This window comes from Mesorhizobium sp. CU3 (assembly GCF_006442965.1).
In the GTDB taxonomy this organism is placed as follows: Bacteria; Pseudomonadota; Alphaproteobacteria; order Rhizobiales; family Rhizobiaceae; genus Mesorhizobium.
In genome coordinates this window covers 105269-119075 of record NZ_VFWX01000014.1, presented here as the reverse complement: position 1 = coordinate 119075, position 13807 = coordinate 105269, and the positions used below count along the sequence as shown (strand labels likewise).

The following is a 13807-nucleotide window of genomic DNA, read 5'->3' as shown; positions in this document are numbered from 1 at the left end:
GTGTCTCTCAGGCCTCGAGCCAGAGATATTCCGCCATTGCGTAGCCCATCATGCCACCGAGCGGGTTCGCTTCCAAACCCTTCACCTTGCTGGAGAGGGCATCGACGTTGGAAATATAGGCTGGGATGATGGTGCCGGCTTCCTCGGAAATCATGGTCTGCATCTGGCCGTAGATTTCCTTGCGCTTGGCCTGGTCGAGCGAGCCGCGCGCCTCGATCATCAGCTTGTCGAACTTCTCCGACTTGTACTGGCTTTCGTTCCAGGGCGCGTTGGAGGCGTAGAGGAGCGAGAACAGAATGTCCGGCGTCGGGCGTGGATTGATGTTGCCGAAATGGACCGGCGCCTTGAGCCAGTAATTGTCCCAGTAGCCGTCGGACGGGACACGCTGGACATCGAGCTTCATGCCGATATCGGCGCCTGCAGCCTGGATGATCACCGCCATGTCGATCGACGAGGTCGCAGCATCGGAGGCGATGACCGGGATGGACTGGCCGAGCAGGCCCGACTTCTGGAAGTGGAACTTCGCCTTGTCCGGATCGAAGGCTTTCGGCTTGAGGTCTGCATTGTGGAAGATGTTCGCCGGCGATACCGGCTGGTCGTTGCCGACTTCGCCGAGGCCGCGCAGTGCCGATTTGACGATCTGCTCGCGGTTGACGAGATACTTCATGCCGGCCACGAAATCGGCCTTGTTGCCCGGATCCATGTCGAGCCGGATGTTGAGGTCCGTATAGTTGCCCGCGGTCGTCTTCGACAGCTCGAAGCCCTGCTGGCTTTCCAGCAGCTTCATGGCGCGCGGATTGATCGAGGCGGCGAAGTTGATATCGCCGGACAGAAGCGCGTTGACGCGGGCGCTGTCGTCGCTGATGGCGATGAACTCGAAGGAGTCGAGATAAGGCTTGCCCGACTTCCAGTAGTTCTTGTTCTTGGTGACGACCGAGCGCACGCCCGGCTCGAAGGTCTCGAGCACGAAGGCGCCGGTGCCGTTGCCCTTGGAGAAGTCCGTGGTGCCGTCCTGGACGATCATGAAGTGATGCAGCGCCAGGATGGTCGGCAGATCGGCATTCGGATCGGCGAGCGTGATCTCGACCGTCGACTTGTCGACGGCCTTGAAGCCGGTCATCTGGGCGGCGATCTTGGCGACCTTGGAGCCGACCGCTTTGTCGAGATGGCGCTTCATCGAGAAGACGACGTCGTCGGCGGTGAGGTCCTTGCCGTCATGGAAGGTGACGCCCTTGCGCAGCTTCACGGTCCAGGTCTTGGCGTCCTTGCTGTCGAAGCTTTCGGCCAGCTCCATCTGGGTGACGCCGTCCTTGTCGAGGAAGGTCAGGCGATTGTAGAGCGAGCAGCAGCGTACATAGTCGGTGGAGAGCGAGGCTTTTGCCGGGTCGAGCGTGTCGGCGGTCGAGGACGACCAGCCGGCCGCCTTGAACGTTCCGCCGGAGACCGGCGTGGCGGCGACGGCCTGTGTCGCACGGCCAAGCACCACGCCGCCCGCGGCAAATGCGGCGCCGCCGGCCAGCAGCATCTTGAGGAGCTCGCGGCGGCTTGCGCCCCGCCGTATGGCGTTCTCGACCATGGCGTCGTCGGCGCCGGTCCAGTTGGTAATCTTGTCGGTCATGTCATTCCCCTTTCTGTTTTGTTTGGCCGGGATGCGCGTCTTGATGCGGCTTTCCGGGTTTAAGCTCAGGTTCGTTCTTTCAGGCTTTCCCGCACGGCCGCCGCGAGGTCGGCCATCGAGGTGAAGTGGTAGTCGGGCACGGTGAAGTTGGCCGGCTCGATCGTGCCGCCATAGCCCTTCTGGGCGTGCCGGCGCTCGATCCAGCAATTGGTCAGCCCAAGTGCCCGCGATATGCCGATGTCGTGATGCTGGCTTTGCGCGACATGCAGGATGTCGTCCTTGCTGTCGCCGCGCGAGGCGACGAAATCGAAGACCATCTGGAAGAAGGCCGGATCGGGTTTCTCGGTACCGGTATCGTCGGCGGTGAAGGTGGCGAAGAAGGGCGATCCGAGCTGCTTCTCGAAATGGTCGAGCGCCCAGCGCCGCGCATTGGTCATGGCGATCAGTCTGTGCGACTTCGCCAGGCTGGCCAATGCCGCCGCGCTGTCGGGGAAGCCTTTCCAGGTGGCGGCGGAATCGCGCAGGCGGACGCCGTATTTCTCGTCGGCCGGCAGGCCGAGCTGCGGCGCGATGACCGTGTAGACGCGCACAAGATCGTCCGGAAACAACCCCACGCCGGGCATGTAGCGGGCCTGGCGATAGAGGCTCAGCGCTTCCTCGCTGTCGACCGAAACACCGGCCTCGGCGGCGATTGCGGCGAGGCAGCTCGTGATGCCGCCCTCGAAGTCGATGAGCGTGCCGACGACATCGAAGGTCATGTATTTGAATTCGCTTAAGGCCTTGGCCAAGAACTAGCTCTCCTCTGCAGTCGAACCGTGCCGGACAGAACAAAATTCCGTGCTGTCCGGGACGTCGCCTTTTCAAGAAGCCGGTAAATCCCGGCTTTCTGGCCTTGTCTTAACGGTAGTCTGGCACTTCCCCCGCGCTGGATTCTCCGAAAAGGCGCGGGGCTTCGGCACAAAATTGCGAAATCGTCTGCCCTGGCGATATTTCGAGACACGACATATTCGGCGTGCGTCATGCCAAGGCCTTGCGCACATCTGGATCTTCCAGCGTCTGGTCGAGCGTCCGGCGTGTGCGCTCGACGATCGCGTCGATGTCGTCGTCGGTGCAGCAGAGCGGCGGGGCGTAGCCGAGGACGCCATTGGCAAAGGCGCGGATGATGAGGCCGTTGTCCCAGGCCCTGTCGAAGACGCGTCGCGCCGGCATGGCCGACGCCGGAAGCGGCGTTTTTTTCGCCTTGTCGACCACCAGTTCCACAGCGGCCAGCATGCCGCGGCCGCGTACGTCGCCGACGAGCGGATGGTCGCGCAGGCTTTCCAAGCCGGCCATCAGGCGGGCGCCAGCCTTGATGCCATTCTCCAGCAGGCCGCCGTCCTCATAGAGCTTCAGCACCTCGAGCGCGACGGCGGCGCTGACGGGATGGGCGGAATAGGTATAGCCGTGGCCGACCGCAGAAGTGCCGGCGCCGTCGGCGATGACGTCATAGACATGATCGCCCATGAACACGGCGCCCATCGGAACATAGCCGGAGGTCAGCCCTTTCGCGGTGGTCATGAAATCGGGAACGATGTCCTCCTCGGTGCAGGCGAAAAGCGGGCCGGTGCGGCCGAAGCCGGTGATCACCTCGTCGGCGATGAACAGGATGCCGTAGTCGCGGCAGAGCTCGCGGATCGCCTTGATCCAGCCCTTCGGCGGCACGATGACGCCGCCCGAACCCTGGATCGGCTCGGCATAGAAGGCGGCGACGCGCTCCGGCCCGAGTTCCTCGATCTTGGCCTTCAGCGCGGCGAGCGACGCGGCGATGATGGCGTCGCCGTCATCGCCCACCGGGTTGCGGTAGGGATAGGGCGAGGGGATCTTGTGCTGCCATTCGAAGGGAATGCCGAAGCCGGCATGGAAGGCGGGCAGCGCGGTGAGGCCCGCGCCGACCACCGACGAGCCGTGATAACCCTGCTCGATGGAAATGAACTGGTCGCGCTGCGGCTTGCCCTTTGCGTTCCAATAGTAGCGGACGAAACGGATCGTGCTGTCGACCGCGTCCGAGCCGCCGAGGGTGAAATAGACGTGGTTGAGATCGCCCGGCGCGCGCTCGGCGAGTTCCGAGGCGAGCCGGATGGCCGGCTCCGAGCCGAGGTCGAAATAGGCGGTGGCGTAGGGAAGCTCGCGCATTTGCCGGGCAGCGGCCTCGACGATGCTGTCATGGCCGTAGCCGGCATTGACGCACCAAAGCCCGGCGAAGCCGTCGACGAGCTGCTTGCCGGATGCGTCGGTCACGGTGGCGCCCTTGGCGGATTTAAGCACTCGCACGCCAAGCGCCTCGTGGCCGCGATAGGAAGAGACCGGGTGGATGAGATGGGCGCGGTCGAGTTCGATCAGGGAATTGGCGAGCATTTTGTCCTCCGAACTAGCCGAGCGCCTGGTTGGCGAGGGCGTAAACTTTTGGCCGGGCCGAACCCGTCTTCCGCGGACGATCCATGGCTATGCCGCCGCCGACATGAGAAAGGCCGATTTCGGCGAGCCAGCCGGCGATGCCGGTCCGGCTGTCGGTATCGACGCGCAGGAAGGCGCCAGCGCGCGGCGCGGCGAAGAAGCTGATGAGCGCCTTGGCTTCCTCCGCACTGCCGGCGATGACCGGGCCGATCACCTCGCCACGTCCGAACGGACGGATCGCGGCATAGGCCTCGATGACGCCGTCGCGGCGGATGACGGCGAATTCGCCACGCTCGGCCAGCGCATCGATCAGGGTCTCACGGTCGGCGCCGTATGCGTTGCGATCCAGCGCCTTGATCTCTGCCAGATCGTCCGGGCCTGCGGCCTCCACGCGGTCGGGCGAACCAAGCGTCGCGACATTGCCCTGATGCTGCAGGATGGTGCCGGAGGGAACGAAGCCGAGCTTTTCGTAGAGAGGCATGCCGTCTGCTGTTGCGACCAGCCTGAGCGGACGATCGCCGGCAAGGGCGAAGGCTTCTTCCATGAGTTTGCGCCCGAGCCCCTTGCCGCGCGCGTTCCTGTCGACGATCACCATGTTGATCATGGCGCAATCCATGCCGTAGGGGGTGACCAGGATGGTGCCGCTGACCTGGCCCTGGTCGCCGAGCGCCACAGCGCCGCTGGAGAGTTGCAGCGCCATCTGCCAGTCCTGCGGTCGATGCGGCCAATTCTCCTGGCGCGAGAGCGCCACCGCGCCCTCGATATGGTCAGGCCCGAAGGCCTGGATTGCGATTTCGTCCTGCTGCATGAGGCATCCTTCCGTATGGCCCAAGTCTCGGTCATCGGCGCGCGGCAGATCATCTGAAGGCTTTGGCTTTGACGGTATCTTTGGCCGTAGCGCGAGGGGCGCGCCGCATCTTGTGCTGGCACTGTCCGAGGCGAGTGCCCGCTATGCAACCGGTCGGCCGCAGCTTCTATTCTTTTGCCCGTAGCGTCCGCGATGCACGCGCCATGCCCAAGCGCGTACCGAAAATATCGGGCTGCAGGTAAGAACTATGTCGCCCTTCAAAGAGGACGATCGCAAATCATCAAATAATGAACACGCAATCTATCACTTGATGTGATCACTATCATAGTGAATACGCGCCTTGTCGATTTCGTCCATGTGAGTATAGGCCCAGTCCCGGATCACGGCGACCGCCTTGGCAAGGCTGTGCCCAAGCGGCGTCAACGTATATTCGACCGTCACCGGGACCGTCGGATAGACGTGTCGAGACACCATTCCGTCTCGTTCGAGGCCTCGCAAAGATTGTGTGAGCATCTTCTGCGTCACGCCCCGGATACGAGCGCGCAATTGCGAGAAACGCAATGTACCGTCGCCGAGCGCCAGAACGACCAGCATCGTCCATTTGTCGGCGACACGGGTCAGAACCTGGCGCGTAGGGCAAGCGTCCTGCATCACGTCGAATGATTGCGACATTGGTATCCTCCGGGAACCTATACAACTTTACAGTGCCTTCTTTCGAAAAGAAACATACCATCCTATTTTGCTGTCGAACAAATCTCGATGGCGATGGCAGCGACTCATGAAAGCCCTTATTCCTACCGGAGAAGCAACGCGGGCGGTGGCGCTCGCCGACGTTCCGGAACCCAGCCCCGCACCGCATGAAGCTCTTATCGAAGTGGCTGCGTATTCGATCAATCGCGGCGAGACCTTTCTGCTTGAACGCCCGGCGAAGGACTGGCGGCCCGGCAAGGATGTCGCGGGGACGGTTCTTCGCGCCGCAGCCGACGGGTCGGGGCCGCCATCTGGAACGCGAGTCGTCGCACACCCGCCAGCCGCGGGATGGGCCGAAAGAGTTGCGGTTGCGACCAGCCGTCTCACAGCCCTGCCTGGCACGGTGAGCACGACCGTGGCGGCAGCCCTCCCGCTCGCCGGCCTCACCGCGCTGCGGCTGTTGCGCGCCTCAGGGCCGCCTGCCAGCCGACGCATGCTCATGACAGGCGCATCGGGAGGCGTCGGCCACTACTTCACCGAGCTTGCAGCGACCGGCGGAGCCGAACTGACCGTCGTTGTGGCAACGCCGGAGCGAGGCGAGCGCCTGCGCGAACTCGGTGCAGCCAAGGTCGTGCAAAGCCTCACCGAAGCCATAGGCCCGTTCGATGTCGTTCTGGAATCGACAGGTGGCCCGGCGCTCCAGCAGGCGCTGGTCAAACTTCGGCGACGCGGGACCCTGATTTGGTTCGGCCAAGCAAGCCGCGCCGCGCCGACACTGGATTTCTTCAAGTTCTGGGAAGGGCCGATCTCGGGATCGATCATGCATTTCGACTATACGGACAGTGACGTCACCGATGGGAGAGACCTCGCAACTCTCGTGCATATGGTCGAGGCAGGTCGGCTGCATCCCGAAATCGGCCTGATTGCCGATTGGTCCGAAACGGCCGTTGCCCTCAACACGCTCCGCAGCCGAGGCGTGCGCGGCAACGCCGTTCTCACGCTGAAGCCAATGTAAGAAACCATCGTTCATTCTTCTCGTCGCAAGGAAAGGCCCGACAATGACCGAAAAGAGCTCCATGATATCCAATCCCGAACTTCGCGCGCGAGGCATGGCGGTTTTCGAGCAACTGTTCGGGGCCGGTTCCGGCGAAGCTCTCAAAAAGGACATGGAAGGCCTCTGTCCCGACTTCACGGAGATGTCGATCGAATGGGCGCTGGGCGGCATTACGAGCCGTCCCGGATTGGATCGCATAACGCGGGAACTTGTCGTCATCGCTTCATGCGTTACCCTTGGCCATACCGTTCCGCAGCTGCGTGCGCACACTCAGGCCGCCCTGGCGCTCGGGGCAACGAGGCAGCAAATCATCGAAACCATATTGCAGCTGCTGTTTTATGCCGGCGGAGCCGCTGTCCGAAACGCGCTCGTCAATGTGAAGGACCTTCTCGCCGAACAAAGCTGAACCGAGCTAGCGCCATGGGCTTCTCGTGGCCGTGCTCTCGATGGCCGAAGCGACAACGCGCCCGCCAGACCGGTCTGGCGCGGCGCGCCGCCTGACGGCCACTTAACGATCATCGGCCTTCGGCATGCTACAGCATGCCAAACCGGCCAGCGGATACGGAACTTTCTGCTTTCGGGAGGTCGATTTCGGTCAGGTGGGTCGATGCCTGCGTCCTATGATGAAGCACATCCGAACGCGAATGTGCTTCCACCGGAGATCGACTGCTATGGCTCCCTTCAGGCCCAAATACATCACCTTCGACTGCTACGGCACGTTGACCAATTTCCAGATGGCGGAAGCGGCGCGCGATCTCTATGGCAGCCGGCTCGACGAGCCGCGCATGCAGGAGTTCATCAAGAATTTCGCGGCGTACCGGCTGGACGAGATCCTGGGCGACTGGAAGCCTTATGCCGACGTGATCCACAATGCGCTCGAGCGCGCCTGCAAGCGCAACGGCGCCGCCTTCAGCGACGATGACGCGAAGATGGTGTACGAGCGCGTGCCGACCTGGGGTCCGCATGCCGACGTCCCGGCGGGCCTCGCCAAAGTCGCCAAGGAAATCCCGCTGGTCATCCTCTCCAACGCCATGAACGCGCAGATCATGTCCAACGTCGAAAAGCTCGGCGCGCCGTTCCATGCCGTCTACACGGCCGAGCAGGCGCAGGCCTACAAGCCGCGTTTCCAGGCTTTCGAATACATGTTCGACAGACTGGGCTGCCGCCCGGAAGACGTTCTTCACTGTTCGTCATCGTTCCGCTACGACCTGATGTCGGCGCATGACCTCGGCATCAAGAACAAGGTCTGGGTCAATCGCCGTCACGAGCCGGCCAATCCTTACTACGGCTATGTCGAGATCGCGGACATTTCCGGCCTGCCGGGCATGGTCGGTCTTTGAAACAGGCGGGTCGCCGATGAAGTTCGTCTCCTACTGGCACGACACCGCCCCGCTCTTTGCAGGCGGCGCGCAAGGCCCGGTCGATGGGCATTACGATGCGGCTATCATCGGCGGCGGCTTCACCGGCCTCGCCGCGGCGCGCCAACTGGCGAAGGTCGGCGCCAAGGTGGTGGTGCTGGAAGCGGAGCGGGTCGGCTGGGGCGCCTCCGGGCGCAACGGCGGTCACCTCAACAACGGCCTCGCTCACAGCTATCTTTCGGCCAAGGCGGAGCTCGGCAAGGAACGCGCCATCGCGCTTTACCGGGCGCTGGACGATTCCGTCGATACGATCGAGGCGCTGGTCGCCGAGGAAGGCATCGACTGCAATTTCCGTCGCGCGGGCAAGCTGAAGCTGGCCTCCAAGCCGCAACACTTTGATGCGATCGCCCGTAATTTCGAAGCGCTCCATGCAGAGGTGGATCCGGAAACGGCACTGCTGTCGGCGGCCGATCTCAAGTCGGAGATCGGCTCGCCCTTCCATGGCGCGATGCTGTCGAAGAAGAGCGGCATGATGCATATGGGCCGCTATGTCGCTGGCCTGACCACGGCCGCCGCCCGCCACGGCGCCGTCATCTATGAGAATGCCGCGGTGACGGGCCGCAAGCAGGCCGGCGCAAGGCACGAGCTGACTACATCGCGCGGCCGGATCAGCGCCGACAATGTTCTGGTGGCGACCGGCGCCTACACCACGCCGAATTTCGATTATTTCCGCCGCCGGATCATCTCCGTCGGCAGCTTCATCATCGCGACGCGGCCGCTCAGCGACGCCGAGATCGCGGCCACCATGCCCGGCAACCGGACATGCGTGACTTCGATGAACATCGGCAATTATTTCCGGCTCTCGCCGGACCGGCGCCTGATCTTCGGCGGCCGCGCGCGCTTCTCGGCGACATCGGATCAGCGCTCGGATGCCAAGAGCGGACAGATCTTGCAGGCAAGCCTCGCCGCGATGTTCCCACAGCTCGCCAAGGTCGAGATCGACTATTGCTGGGGCGGGCTGGTCGATATGACCAAGGATCGTTTTCCGCGCGCCGGCTACCATGACGGCGTCTGGTACGCGATGGGCTATTCCGGCCACGGCGCGCAGCTTTCCACCCATCTCGGCATGATCCTGGCCGATGCCATACTCGGCCGCGAGGACCGCAATCCGCTGAAGGGGCTCGAATGGCCGTCCATCCCAGGCTACTCGGGCAAGCCCTGGTTCCTGCCGGTGGTCGGACTCTACTACAAGGCGCTCGACCGGGTGCAGTGAGCGGGACTCGGCCTAGCCCAGCCCGCCCATGTGAAAACTCTTCATCTCGAGATATTCCTCGATGCCGGCCTGCGCGCCCTCGCGACCGAGGCCGGAGAGCTTGACGCCGCCGAAGGGGGCGACCTCGATCGAGACCGAGCCGGTGTTCAGGCCCACCATGCCGAACTCCAGCGCTTCGCCGACGCGCCAGGCGCGTCTCAGATTCTCGGTGTAGAAGTAGGAGGCAAGGCCGAAGGGCGTGCCGTTGGCGAGCGCGATCGCCTCCTCTTCGGTCTCGAAACGGAAAAGCGGCGCGACCGGGCCGAAGGTTTCCTCGCCGGCAAGTTCCATGTCTTTTGTGGCGCCGGTCAGCACCAGCGGCGCGACATATTGCGCGCCTTCCGGCAGAGCCGGCTTCTGCGTGATGATCTCCGCACCCTTGGCCAGCGCGTCCTCGACATGGCGGTTGATCTTCTCGACCGCCGCCCTGTTGATCATCGGTCCGATGGCGACGCCGGGCTGCGTGCCGGGCCCGACGGTCATGGCGTTGACGCGGGTGGTAAGCTTCGCGGCGAAGGTATCGTAGACACCGGCCTGGACGATGATGCGGTTGGCGCAGACGCAGGTCTGGCCGCCATTGCGGAATTTCGAGACCAGCGCGCCCTCGACGGCAAGGTCGAGATCGGCGTCGTCGAAGACGATGAAGGGCGCATTGCCGCCGAGTTCGAGGCTGAGCCGCTTCACGCTGTCGGCGGCGCCGCGCATCAGCAGCGAGCCGACGCGCGTCGAGCCGGTGAAGGAGATCTTGCGCACCGTCTCGTTGGCCATGATCTCGTTGCCGATCTCGGTCGGCATGCCGGTGACGATGTTGATGACCCCGGCGGGGATGCCGGCGCGCTCGGCCAGCACGCCGAGCGCCAGCGCCGAATAGGGCGTGAACTCGGACGGCTTGATCACCACCGTGCAGCCGGCGGCCAGCGCCGGCGCGACCTTCCGGGTGATCATGGCGTTGGGGAAATTCCACGGCGTGATGATGCCGCAGACGCCGACCGGTTCCTTCAGCACGATGATGCGCCGGTCGGCCGTCGGGGAAGGAATGGTGTGGCCGTTGATGCGGCGCGCCTCTTCGGCGAACCATTTGACGAAGGAGGCGCCATAGCGGATCTCGCCCTTGGCCTCGTCCAGCGGCTTGCCCTGTTCCGTCGTCAGGATCAGCGCCAGATCGTCCAGATGCGCCAGCATCAGCCCATGCCAGGCTTCCAGCAGGGCGGCGCGCTCGGCGTTGGTCTTCTTCTTCCAGCTTCTGTATGCGGACGCCGCGGCCTCTATGGCCGCGCGGGTCTCGGCGCCGGCCATGTCGGGCACCGTGCCGATCGCGGCCTGGGTCGCCGGATCGACGACATCTACCGTCTTGCCGGAAGCGGCCGCGACCCATTTGCCGTCGATCAGGCCGGCTTCGCGGAACAGAGTTTTGTCCTTGAGGTTCTTCATCGAAATCGACCTTGCAATCAGGTGAGTGCCGCAATGACGGCGGCGGTGATGGCTTCCGTGCGGTCCTTACCGGGTTTGGTGCCGATGCCTTGCGCGGTCGTTGCCTCGAGAGCCTTCATGATGCGCCCGCCCGCAACCTTCTCGCCCAGATGATCGAGCATCATAGCGCCGGACCAGATCGTGGCGATCGGATTGGCGATGCCGAGATGGGCGATGTCGGGCGCGGAGCCGTGCACCGGCTCGAACATCGACGGCGCCGAGCGATCGGGATTGATGTTGGCGGAAGCGGCATAGCCCAGGCCGCCCTGGATCGCCGCGCCGATGTCGGTCAAGATGTCGCCGAAGAGATTGGAGGCGACGACCACGTCAAGGCTCTCCGGCTGCATGATCATGCGCGCGGCGAGCGCGTCAACGTGATAGCTGGTGACTTCGATGTCAGCGTATTCTGCGGCCAGCTTGCGGGTGATCTCGTCCCAGAACACCATCGAGTATTTCTGGGCGTTGGATTTGGTGACGGAGGCGAGCTTGCGGCGCCGCGCCCGTGCCTGCTCGAAGCCGAAGCGCAGGATGCGCTCGACCCCGGTGCGGGTGAAGATCGAGGTTTCCACCGCGACCTCGTCCAGCGTGCCCTGGTGCACGCGGCCGCCGGCGCCGGAATATTCGCCTTCGGTGTTTTCGCGGATGCACAGGATGTCGAAACCTTCCACCCGCAGCGGTCCGGTGACGCCAGGCAAGAGGCGGTGCGGCCGGATGTTGGCGTATTGCACGAAGGCCTTGCGGATCGGCAGCAAAAGGCCATGCAGCGAGACCGAATCCGGCACCTCCGCCGGCCAGCCGACGGCGCCGAGCAGGATGGCGTCGAAGCCGCGCAAGGTCTCGATGCCATTCTCCGGCATCATGCGGCCGGTCTCTTTGTAGAATGTGCAGGACCAGGGAAATTCGGTGCCAGCCAAGGCAAAGCCCGACTGCTTGGCCACCGTTTCCAGCACCGTCGAGGCGGCGGCGGTGACGTCACGGCCGATGCCGTCACCGGGGATCAGGGCGATCGAATAGGATTTCATCGGCATCTCTCTAGAGGCTGACCAGGACGCTCTTCGTCCTGCGGTTGGCGAGATAGGCCTCGCGGCCGAGGTCCTTGCCGATGCCGGAGCGCTTGTAGCCGCCGGTCGGCAGGATGTGGTCGCGCGAGCGGCTGTAGCGGTTGACCCACACGGTGCCCGCTTCGAGCTTGCGCGCGATGCGGATGGTGCGGGACAGATCGGTGGTGAAGAGGCCGGAGGCCAGGCCGTAGGTTGGATGGCTGGACAGCGCCAATGCTTCTTCCTCGGTCTCGAAGGTCTGAACAGTCAGGACCGGGCCGAAGATCTCCTCGACGATCGCTGGGTTTACCTGATCGACATCGGCGATCAGCGTCGGTTCGTAGAAATAGCCGGGATCGTCCATCATGGAACCACCGGTCAGGCATTCGCCGCCAGCCTTGACGGCGGCCTGCACGATGCCGTCGACACGCGCCCGCTGCCGCTCCGAGATAACAGGCGAATAGTATGTCGCTTCGTCCCAGGTCGGGCCGGCCCGCACCGCCTTCATCTTCTCCAGGATCGCGGCCGTCAGCCTGTCGGCCACGCGCTTCTCGACGATCAGCCGCGTGCCGGCGACGCAGGCCTGGCCGGCGTTGAAGGTGACGCTGCCGGCGATGGCCGCCGCCGCCTTGTCGAGGTCGGCATCGGCAAAGACGAGCTGCGGGCTCTTGCCGCCGAGCTCCAGCGTCATCGGCTTGACGCCGGTGCGGGCGACGTTCTCCATGATCGCCGAGCCTGCGCGGGTCGAGCCGGTGAACGAGACCTTTGCAATTTCGGCATGGCCGGTCAGCGCCGTGCCGGTGGTCGGGCCGTCGCCGAGCACCACGTTTATCAAGCCCGCGGGCAAGCCTGCTCTTACGGCGAGCTCAGCCAAATAGACGGTCGAAAAGGGCGTCATTTCCGACGGCTTCAACACCACCGCGTTGCCGGCTGCCAGCGCCGGGCCGAGCTTCCAGCCGGCCATCGAGATCGGGAAATTCCACGGCGTGATCGCGCCGACCACGCCATAGGGCTCGCTCATGATCATGCCGAGGCTGGCGTCGTCGGTCGGCGCCAGCTCGCTACCTTCCTTGTCGGCGAATTCGGCGAAGAAGCGTATCTGCTCGGCAGTGATGGCGATGTCGCCGGCGACGAGCTGGCCAACGGGGCGCGTGGAGCACAGCGCCTCGATGCGGGCGAGTGTCGCGGCCTCCGCCTCGATCAGGTCGGCCCAGGCCTGCAGCGCCCTGGTGCGCTCGCGCGGGCGAACGCCGCCCCAGTTGCTGGACTTCAGCGCCGCCTTGGCGCTTTCGACCGCGCGGTCGATCATGTCGACGCTGGCCACCGGACAGGCGGCGTATGCCTTGCCGTCCGACGGGCGGCGCATCTCGATCGCGCCCTCGGCCGCGAGCAGCTCGCCGCCGATGAAATGGCCGACGGGAAGCGAGATCGTATCCGGGTCGAAGCTCAGGCCCATGGGCGCCCACTCTCAGCTATTCTGAAGGAAGCCTAGCTTGGGTGGGCAAGCAGCATGCATCGTTCGGCGAACCGCCGCGGACGAATGTTGCGCGAGAACCCCGCGGGACGGCAAAATCTGTTGCGGTTGCTGGAGGTCGGGCTGGTCAGCCGACCGTCACGTAGATCTTGCGCACGGTTTCGATCGTCTTCCAGACCCCGGTGAAGCCGGGTTTCATGACAAAGCTGTCGCCGGCGCGGTAGGTAACCGGCTTGCTGCCGTCGGGCGTGATTTCGATCACGCCGGCGAGGATATGGCAGAACTCGAAAGTCTCGCCCTTGATCGAGCGCGTCTCTCCCGGTGTAGCTTCCCAGACGCCGGTATGGACGAGGTCGTCCTTGGCGACGTCCTGCGCCCAGGTTTTGAACGCGGGGTCGCCGGCGATCAGCCGCTCGGGCATGGCCTTGGATTGGTGTGGCGGGAAGGACGGGTCGGTTTCGACGGTCTTGAGCAAGGACAAGGGGTGGCCTTTCAGGTTAGAGTTGATTTTTGATGCATGTCGTTCTCCCAGAACCGCGGCACACTTCTC

The 13807-nt window shown here is 64.1% G+C and carries 13 protein-coding genes; 4 read left to right on the top strand and 9 right to left on the bottom strand.

The genetic code is table 11. The features are described 5' to 3' along the window. Positions 1-7 precede the first annotated feature (7 nt). The 5 genes from FJ988_RS21545 to FJ988_RS21525 form a co-directional block, all read right to left on the bottom strand. Positions 8-1618: an ABC transporter substrate-binding protein gene (locus FJ988_RS21545; protein ID WP_140820364.1), complete on the bottom strand. Its 1611-nt coding sequence runs from the start codon at positions 1616-1618 to the stop codon at positions 8-10. A gap of 65 nt (positions 1619-1683) precedes the next feature. Further along, the gene (locus FJ988_RS21540; protein ID WP_140820363.1) at positions 1684-2406 is read right to left on the bottom strand and encodes an HAD-IA family hydrolase; all 723 of its coding nucleotides are present in this window, start codon (positions 2404-2406) and stop codon (positions 1684-1686) included. A 229-nt stretch (positions 2407-2635) separates the two neighbouring features. After that, entirely contained in the window at positions 2636-4012 is a 1377-nt protein-coding gene (locus tag FJ988_RS21535) for an aspartate aminotransferase family protein (protein WP_140820362.1), read from the bottom strand. Between the two features lie 13 nt (positions 4013-4025). Beyond that, positions 4026-4859 carry a GNAT family N-acetyltransferase gene (locus FJ988_RS21530; protein ID WP_140820361.1) on the bottom strand — a complete coding sequence of 278 codons (834 nt, stop codon included), beginning with the start codon at positions 4857-4859 and terminating at the stop codon, positions 4026-4028. Positions 4860-5162: 303 nt separating this feature from the next. Beyond that, entirely contained in the window at positions 5163-5531 is a 369-nt protein-coding gene (locus FJ988_RS21525; RefSeq protein ID WP_140820360.1) for a helix-turn-helix domain-containing protein, read from the bottom strand. 106 nt (positions 5532-5637) lie between these two features. Here FJ988_RS21525 and FJ988_RS21520 point away from each other — a divergent pair, with 106 nt between their 5' ends. The 4 genes from FJ988_RS21520 to FJ988_RS21505 all read left to right on the top strand — a co-directional run bounded on the left by FJ988_RS21520 (position 5638) and on the right by FJ988_RS21505 (position 9234). Further along, the gene (locus FJ988_RS21520) at positions 5638-6564 is read left to right on the top strand and encodes a zinc-binding dehydrogenase (protein ID WP_140820359.1); all 927 of its coding nucleotides are present in this window, start codon (positions 5638-5640) and stop codon (positions 6562-6564) included. A 43-nt stretch (positions 6565-6607) separates the two neighbouring features. Continuing rightward, positions 6608-7009 (top strand): carboxymuconolactone decarboxylase family protein, encoded by a 402-nt coding sequence (locus FJ988_RS21515; RefSeq protein ID WP_210242782.1) that lies wholly within the window; start codon positions 6608-6610, stop codon positions 7007-7009. 265 nt (positions 7010-7274) lie between these two features. After that, positions 7275-7943, top strand: coding sequence for a haloacid dehalogenase type II (locus tag FJ988_RS21510; RefSeq protein WP_140820358.1), 669 nt, complete (start codon positions 7275-7277; stop codon positions 7941-7943). Between the two features lie 16 nt (positions 7944-7959). After that, complete coding sequence (locus FJ988_RS21505) at positions 7960-9234, top strand: FAD-binding oxidoreductase (protein ID WP_140820357.1); 1275 nt, start codon at positions 7960-7962, stop codon at positions 9232-9234. Positions 9235-9246: 12 nt separating this feature from the next. Here the strand turns inward: FJ988_RS21505 and FJ988_RS21500 are convergent, their stop codons facing one another. From FJ988_RS21500 to FJ988_RS21485, 4 genes are all read right to left on the bottom strand, one after another. Next, on the bottom strand, positions 9247-10704 hold the full coding sequence (locus tag FJ988_RS21500; RefSeq protein ID WP_140820356.1) for an NAD-dependent succinate-semialdehyde dehydrogenase: 1458 nt from the start codon (positions 10702-10704) through the stop codon (positions 9247-9249). A gap of 17 nt (positions 10705-10721) precedes the next feature. Continuing rightward, the gene (locus tag FJ988_RS21495) at positions 10722-11765 is read right to left on the bottom strand and encodes a tartrate dehydrogenase (protein WP_140820355.1); all 1044 of its coding nucleotides are present in this window, start codon (positions 11763-11765) and stop codon (positions 10722-10724) included. A 10-nt stretch (positions 11766-11775) separates the two neighbouring features. Beyond that, positions 11776-13239 carry an aldehyde dehydrogenase gene (locus tag FJ988_RS21490; protein WP_140820354.1) on the bottom strand — a complete coding sequence of 488 codons (1464 nt, stop codon included), beginning with the start codon at positions 13237-13239 and terminating at the stop codon, positions 11776-11778. A gap of 145 nt (positions 13240-13384) precedes the next feature. After that, a complete protein-coding gene (locus FJ988_RS21485) occupies positions 13385-13738 on the bottom strand; it encodes a cupin domain-containing protein (protein WP_140820353.1) in 354 nt (117 codons plus the stop codon). Positions 13739-13807: the final 69 nt, after the last annotated feature.

Excerpts from the sequence above, each read along its gene's own strand:
- FJ988_RS21525 (WP_140820360.1), bottom strand. The coding sequence starts at position 5,531 with ATGTCGCAATCATTCGACGTGATGCAGGACGCTTGCCCTACGCGCCAG.
- FJ988_RS21530 (WP_140820361.1), bottom strand. The coding sequence starts at position 4,859 with ATGCAGCAGGACGAAATCGCAATCCAGGCCTTCGGGCCTGACCATATC.
- FJ988_RS21490 (WP_140820354.1), bottom strand. The coding sequence starts at position 13,239 with ATGGGCCTGAGCTTCGACCCGGATACGATCTCGCTTCCCGTCGGCCAT.
- FJ988_RS21495 (WP_140820355.1), bottom strand. The coding sequence starts at position 11,765 with ATGAAATCCTATTCGATCGCCCTGATCCCCGGTGACGGCATCGGCCGT.
- FJ988_RS21505 (WP_140820357.1), top strand. The coding sequence starts at position 7,960 with ATGAAGTTCGTCTCCTACTGGCACGACACCGCCCCGCTCTTTGCAGGC.
- FJ988_RS21510 (WP_140820358.1), top strand. The coding sequence starts at position 7,275 with ATGGCTCCCTTCAGGCCCAAATACATCACCTTCGACTGCTACGGCACG.
- FJ988_RS21535 (WP_140820362.1), bottom strand. The coding sequence starts at position 4,012 with ATGCTCGCCAATTCCCTGATCGAACTCGACCGCGCCCATCTCATCCAC.
- FJ988_RS21515 (WP_210242782.1), top strand. The coding sequence starts at position 6,608 with ATGACCGAAAAGAGCTCCATGATATCCAATCCCGAACTTCGCGCGCGA.
- FJ988_RS21545 (WP_140820364.1), bottom strand. The coding sequence starts at position 1,618 with ATGACCGACAAGATTACCAACTGGACCGGCGCCGACGACGCCATGGTC.
- FJ988_RS21520 (WP_140820359.1), top strand. The coding sequence starts at position 5,638 with ATGAAAGCCCTTATTCCTACCGGAGAAGCAACGCGGGCGGTGGCGCTC.
- FJ988_RS21500 (WP_140820356.1), bottom strand. The coding sequence starts at position 10,704 with ATGAAGAACCTCAAGGACAAAACTCTGTTCCGCGAAGCCGGCCTGATC.